This window comes from Curtobacterium sp. B18, from assembly GCF_000333375.1.
GTDB lineage: Bacteria > Actinomycetota > Actinomycetes > Actinomycetales > Microbacteriaceae > Curtobacterium.
Window position 1 is genome coordinate 1 of the sequence record NZ_BACZ01000647.1, and the last position, 6,582, is coordinate 6,582.

Here is a 6,582-nt window from a genome sequence, read left to right on the forward strand (position 1 = left end):
CGCGCCTCCAGGCCCTCGCCACCACGTCGACGCGCCCGCACCCGTCCGCCGGACGCCGGACCGCCGCGTCCCCCACCCGGGGGTACCCGACCCTCGCGAGTGCGCGGATCGTCCACCGGGGGACGCCGAACCTGTACCCCGCTGATCGATCTCGTGTTGTGTCGACGGTATGGAACGACAGCCGGCCGACGAGACCGACCGCCCGACACCGCCGACGCGCGCGGCGGACCCCGCGACCAGTCGTTCCGTCGACCCGCACCGAATGGCCGACATGAACGTCGACGTGATCCTCCCCTGTCTCGACGAGGCAGACGCCCTCCCCGAGGTCCTGGGTCGGCTCCCGCGTGGCTACCGCGCGATCGTCGTCGACAACGGCTCCACCGACGGATCGGCCGACGTCGCTCGTGCCCACGGCGCCCTCGTCGTGACCGAACCGGTCCGCGGCTTCGGGTCGGCCTGCGCCGCCGGGGTCGCCGCCGCCACGGCCGAGTACGTGGCCTTCTGCGACGCCGACGCCTCGATGGACCCCGCCGAACTCGTCCCGCTCGTCGCCCGCGTGGCGACGGGCCACACCGACCTGGCGCTCGGACGCCGCGTCCCCACGACGCCGGGCGCATGGGCCCCGCACGCCCGCTTCGCGAACCGCGTGCTCGCCGTCCTGATGCGCCGCGCGACCGGCTACCGACTCCGCGACCTCGGCCCGATGCGGGTGATGCGCCGCGAGGATCTGGTCGCACTGGACCTCCGCGACCGCCGCAGCGGCTACCCGCTCGAGATGGTCCTCGCCGCGCACGCCGCCGGGTGGCGCGTCGACGAGTCCGACATCGGCTACGCCCAGCGCATCGGCGACAGCAAGGTCACGGGCACGCTGCGCGGCACCGTCAACGCCGTCAAGGACATGTCGCGTCTGCTGCGCGAGTACCGCCGGGAGGCGCGACCCACCGTGGTCGCCCCGGCTCCGGTCCGCCACGTGGCCGGCCCCGTCGAGACCGAGGAGGTCCACTCATGACGACGTCCGACATCACCGTCGCGGTGGTCGCGAAGGAGTGCCTCCCGGGCCGGGTGAAGACCCGTCTGACGCCGGCACTCACCCCCGAGGGGGCCGCGCGCGTCGCCGCCGCGAGCCTCGCCGACACGCTCGCGACGGTCCGTGCCCTGCCGGCCGCCCGCCGGGTGCTCTTCTACGACGGCACGGTGCTGCCGGACGGCGCCGGGGGCTTCGACGTCATCCACCAGACGACCGGCGGGCTCGACGAGCGCCTCGGTGCGCTGTTCGACGCGGTGGACGGCCCGACCCTGCTCGTCGGCATGGACACGCCGCAGGTCGGTCCGGCCGACCTCGCCCCGGTCTTCGACGACCCCGAGCGGGACGCCTGGTTCGGTCCGGCCGAGGACGGCGGCTTCTGGTCCCTCTACCTGCGGGACCCGGACGGCGCGCACCTCCGCGGCGTGCCGATGTCCCAAGACGACACCGGCGCGGTCCAGTTCCGTCGCCTGACGGACGCCGGCCTCGACGTCGGCACCCTCGGGGTCCTGCTCGACGTCGACACCGTGCCGGACGCCGAGCGCGTCGCGGCACTCGTGCCCGACTCCGGGTTCGCCGCCGCACTGCACGCCGAGACGGTGGGGAGCCTCCGATGACCATGCACGCACCCGTCTCCTTCGGCGCCGGCGGCGGCGAGCCCTACGCTCGCGCCCTCCGCACCGACGGCCGGATCCGACTCACCGACACGTCCCGACCGGACCGGGCGGTGACGCTCGACGTCGGCCGCTGGAGTGCGGCGGCGGACCGGATCGACCGGTCCCTCCTCGACGGCGCCGACGGTCCGGTGATCGACATCGGGTGCGGGCCTGGCCGGATGCTGGTCGCCGCGCGCACCCTCGGGATCCCGTCCCTCGGCGTGGACGTCTCCGCCGACGCCGTCGCGATCGCACGACGCTCCGGCGGCACGGCGATCCAAGGGTCGGTCTTCGACACCGTCCCCGACGAGGGCCACTGGGACACCGCGCTCGTGATCGACGGCAACATCGGCATCGGCGGCGACCCGGCGGCACTGCTCGCCCGGTGCCGCGAGATCGTGCGCGACGGCGGCAGGATCATCGTCGAGACCCACGTCGACCACACCGCGGACCGGGTGTACACCGCTCGCGTGGTGGATGCCGACGGCCACGAGAGCGCCGGCTTCCCGTGGGCCGAGGTCGGGGTCGACGCCCTGCTCGACCACGCCGAGGCGGTCGGCCTCGTCGCGAAGCAGAGCTGGACGGCCGAGGGTCGGACCTTCTGCGAGCTGGTGGCCTGAGCGCTGTGGGCGGTTCGCCCGAGCGCTGCGGGCGACTCGCCTGAGCGCTGTGGGCGGCTCGCCTGAGCAATCCTTTTTTTGCTTCATGCAAAAGAAGCGCGTAGTGTGGGGGTTCAAGCCGACGGCGTCGCGGTCGCCGGCCCGGTGACCGACGATCCTCGGCACGACGACGAGGAGCATCCATGCAGAACCGTCAGAACCCCCTGGGCGGCGCGTACGTGACCGGCCTCGAACACCGCGACGAGCTCGGTGGTTACGCGGTCCAGGCCGCATGGCGCCCGATCGGTACCTTCACCGGCTCCGGGACCGGGCGCGCGCTCGGCCGGTTCGTCGACACGCAGTTCCGCCGTCCGGGCACCGCGACGTCCTCGACGCGCACGGCCACCGGCTCGCTGCGCACCGCGACGGGATCGTTCCGCACGGCCTGACGCCGCCTCCAGACCGCGAGCGGTCGTCCCCCCGGGAAGTCCCCCTTTCTTCCGCGGTGGGACGGCCGCTCGCTCCTCGTCCACAGGCACCTCCGCCGTCCACAGGCGTCACGTTCCTGGGCGTGCCGACCGGTGCGATGCCAGGATGGACGCATGAACGACCGCGCCGGCACCCCTGCCACTGCAGACGACCTCGTCGACCTCGACGCCCTCATCGCCGCGTACCACGAGCGGGTCCCGGACGTCTCCGTCCCCGAGCAGAAGGTCGTCTTCGGCACCTCGGGCCACCGCGGGTCCTCGCTGGACTCGGCGTTCAACGACACGCACATCGCCGCGATCACGCAGGCGATCGTCGAGTACCGCACCGCTCAGGGCACCGACGGACCGCTGTTCATCGGTCGTGACACGCACGCACTGTCCGGCCCCGCGGAACGCACCGCGCTCGAGGTGCTGGCCGCCAACGGCGTGCACGTCCTCGCCGACAGCGAGAACGGCTACGTCCCCACCCCGGCGCTCAGCCACGCGATCATCGCGTACAACCGCGCCGGCAACCCGGACACGGCGGACGGCATCGTCATCACGCCGAGCCACAACCCGCCCCGCGACGGCGGCTTCAAGTACAACCCGCCGCACGGCGGCCCGGCCGACAGCGACGCGACGAGCTGGATCGCCGAACGCGCGAACGCGATCATCGCCGGCGGCAACACCGAGGTGCGCCGTACCGAGCAGGCGTCGCCCGACCGCTACGACTTCCTCGGCGCGTACGTCGCCGACCTGGCGAACATCATCGACATCGACGCCATCAAGCGTGCCGGCGTCACGATCGGCGCCGACCCCCTCGGTGGCGCGTCCCTGCCGTACTGGAACCGCATCCGCGACCACTACGGGCTCGACCTCACGGTGGTCAACCCCGACGTCGACCCCACCTGGTCCTTCATGACGCTCGACTGGGACGGCAAGATCCGGATGGACCCGTCCAGCCCGAGCGCCATGGCCTCGGTCGTCGCGCGCAAGGACGAGTACGACGTCCTCACCGGCAACGACGCCGACTCCGACCGGCACGGCATCGTCACGCCCGACGGCGGCCTGATGAACCCGAACCACTACCTCGCGGTCGCGATCGAGTACCTGTACGCGCACCGGCCCGCCTGGCGCGACGACGCCGCGATCGGCAAGACGCTCGTGTCCTCGAGCATCATCGACCGCGTCGCCGAGTCCCTCGGGCGTCGCCTGTGGGAGGTCCCGGTCGGCTTCAAGTGGTTCGTGCCGGGGCTCATCGACGGGTCCGTGGCGTTCGGCGGCGAAGAGTCCGCAGGTGCGTCGTTCCTCCGCATGGACGGCACCGCCTGGACCACCGACAAGGACGGCATCATCCTGGCGCTCCTGGCGTCCGAGATCATCGCGGTCACCGGCAAGACCCCGTCGCAGCTCTACGACGAGCTGACCGAGCGCTTCGGTGCTCCGGTCTACCAGCGCGTCGACGCCGCGGCGACCAAGGAGCAGAAGGCCCGCCTGTCGAAGCTCGACGGCGACGCCATCACCGCCGAGACGCTCGCCGGTGACCCGATCACCGCGAAGCTGTCGAAGGCGCCGGGCAACGACGCTGCCGTCGGCGGCGTGAAGGTCGTCACCGACAAGGCGTGGTTCGCAGCACGGCCCTCCGGCACCGAGGACGTCTACAAGATCTACGCCGAGAGCTTCGTCGGACAGGAGCACCTCGAACAGGTGCAGCGTGAGGCCAAGGAGATCGTCGACGCCGCACTCGGGGCCTGAGGTCCCACCGGATGGGGTGGTTCGGCCGGAAGCAGGACGACGGGCGTGACGAACACGCCCCGTCCCTCGTCGCGCTGGCGCAACGAGCCCTCGCCGAGCGGGGCTTGGAGACCACCGTCGAGGCGCCGGTCGGCGAGCAACCACGGCTGGTCGGCACCGACGGCCGGGTCTTCCTGCTCGAGAACCTCGCGTCGCAGGTGCACGGCGAGTCCCCGTCCGTGCAGGCGGACATGGTGGCCGAGCACTTCGACCGCATGATCCAGGCGTACAGCGAGCCGGCGGTAGAAGACCTCAGCGCGGACGAACTGCGCCAGCGCATCCGGCTCCGGATCCTGTCCGAGCACAGCGGTGTCGCGTCCGACCCGACCGATCTCGACTACGCCAGGCCGTTCGCGCCCGGTCTGGTGCTCGGGTTGTGCGTCGACTACCCCACCATGGTGAGCACGCTGTCGGGTCCGACGCTGCTCCGGCTCCCCCTCGGCACCGACGAGCTCTTCGCCCTCGGGCAGCTCAACACCGACGACGAGCCGGTGGACGAGCACGCCGAGATCGCTCCGGGCGTGTTCCTCGTCGAGGGCGAGTCCCTCTTCGTGGCCTCGAAGGCCGTGAACCTGCCCGCACTGTTCGGCGCGGCCGGCTTCGGCACCGTGTTCGCGGTCCCGCACCGACACCTCCTGCTCGCCGTCCCCATCCGTGACGCGTCGAGCATCACCGCGGTGCAGACCCTCGCCGGCCTGGTCGTGCAGGTGCTCACCGACGGTGCGCACGGACCGCCCGGCGGAGTGCTCAGTCCGCTGCTCTACTTCTCGCGCCACGGCGAGGTCAGCGCCGTGTCGGGCTTCGACGACGAGACGGGCGCCATGCGGATCGAGGTCGACGAGCGGTTCGGCGCGGCGCTCGAGCAGGCGGCCGCAGCAGTCTGACGGACGTCCTCCACCCGCGGGCGTACTGTGACGGCGTCGGGCCTCCTCAACTCGACGGACACCTCCCGAAACCGGCGCCGACGCTGCCGATCCACTCAGGAACCGGTTCCGGCGCGACCCACCACCTTGCGGCAGATGTAACTTTGCAGCCAGCGCAAAGTTTCCGGGAGACCCTGCACATGACCCAGACCGCGACCGCACCCGTGGCACCCACCACGTCGTCGAACACCGTGATGAACCACCGGCAGATCCTGCTGGTCATCTACGGCCTGATGGCGGGGATGTTCCTCGGCGCCCTCGACCAGACGATCGTCGGCACCGCGATCCGCACGATCGGTGACGACCTGCACGGCCTCGACCAGCAGGCCTGGGTCACCACGGCCTACCTGATCGCCTCGACGATCACCACGCCGATCTACGGCAAGCTCTCCGACATCTTCGGCCGCCGTCCACTGTTCCTCACGGCCATCGGCATCTTCATCGTCGGGTCCTTCGCCGCGTCGTTCTCGACCTCGATGCTCATGCTCGCCGGCTTCCGCGCGCTGCAGGGCCTCGGCGCGGGCGGTCTCATGTCCCTGCCGCTCGCGATCATGGGCGACATGCTCGCTCCGCGCGAGCGCGCCAAGTACCAGGGCTACTTCCTCGCCGTCTTCGGCATCTCGAGCGTCATCGGACCGCTCGTCGGCGGCGTGTTCGCCGGGGCTGACCAGCTGCTGTTCGTGGCCGGCTGGCGCTGGGTCTTCCTGATCAACGTGCCGATCGGCATCATCGCGCTCTTCATGGTGCTGACGTTCCTGCACCTGCCGAAGTTCGGTGACCGCGGCAAGCCTCGCATCGACTGGTGGGGCGCCACGCTCGTCATCGTCACGCTGGTCCCCCTGCTCCTCATCGCCGAGCAGGGCCGCGAGTGGGGCTGGAGTTCGCCGGGCGCCTTCGCCTGCTACGGCATCGGCGCGGTGGGACTCGTCGCGTTCATCCTGGTCGAGCGTGCGATGGGCGACGACGCGATCCTGCCGCTCAAGCTCTTCGGTTCCCGCGTCTTCTCAATGTCGGCGGTGCTGTCGGTACTGGTCGGCTTTAGCATGTTCGGCGCGATGCTCACCATCCCGCTGTACCTGCAAATCGTGAAGGGCGTCACGCCGACCGAGTCCGGCTTCT

7 protein-coding genes are annotated in these 6,582 nt (G+C 71.3%); all 7 read left to right on the forward strand.

All coding sequences use genetic code 11. From position 1 onward, the window contains the following. Positions 1-262 precede the first annotated feature (262 nt). Entirely contained in the window at positions 263-1,009 is a 747-nt protein-coding gene (locus I5E_RS17395; RefSeq protein ID WP_042724013.1) for a glycosyltransferase family 2 protein, read from the forward strand. Beyond that, complete coding sequence (locus tag I5E_RS17400) at positions 1,006-1,641, forward strand: TIGR04282 family arsenosugar biosynthesis glycosyltransferase (RefSeq protein ID WP_022908112.1); 636 nt, start codon at positions 1,006-1,008, stop codon at positions 1,639-1,641. The genes I5E_RS17395 and I5E_RS17400 overlap by 4 nt, the downstream gene beginning before the upstream one ends. 2 nt (positions 1,642-1,643) lie before the next feature. Further along, positions 1,644-2,300 (forward strand): class I SAM-dependent methyltransferase, encoded by a 657-nt coding sequence (locus tag I5E_RS17405; RefSeq protein WP_441294340.1) that lies wholly within the window; start codon positions 1,644-1,646, stop codon positions 2,298-2,300. A gap of 182 nt (positions 2,301-2,482) precedes the next feature. Beyond that, positions 2,483-2,728 (forward strand): hypothetical protein, encoded by a 246-nt coding sequence (locus I5E_RS17410; RefSeq protein WP_022908114.1) that lies wholly within the window; start codon positions 2,483-2,485, stop codon positions 2,726-2,728. A gap of 153 nt (positions 2,729-2,881) precedes the next feature. Next, positions 2,882-4,501 (forward strand): phosphoglucomutase (alpha-D-glucose-1,6-bisphosphate-dependent), encoded by a 1,620-nt coding sequence (pgm, locus tag I5E_RS17415; protein WP_022908115.1) that lies wholly within the window; start codon positions 2,882-2,884, stop codon positions 4,499-4,501. An 11-nt stretch (positions 4,502-4,512) separates the two neighbouring features. Then, positions 4,513-5,424, forward strand: coding sequence for a hypothetical protein (locus I5E_RS17420; protein WP_022908116.1), 912 nt, complete (start codon positions 4,513-4,515; stop codon positions 5,422-5,424). A 179-nt stretch (positions 5,425-5,603) separates the two neighbouring features. Next, the coding region (locus tag I5E_RS17425; protein WP_022908117.1) for an MFS transporter at positions 5,604-6,582 on the forward strand (979 nt) is incomplete at its 3' end.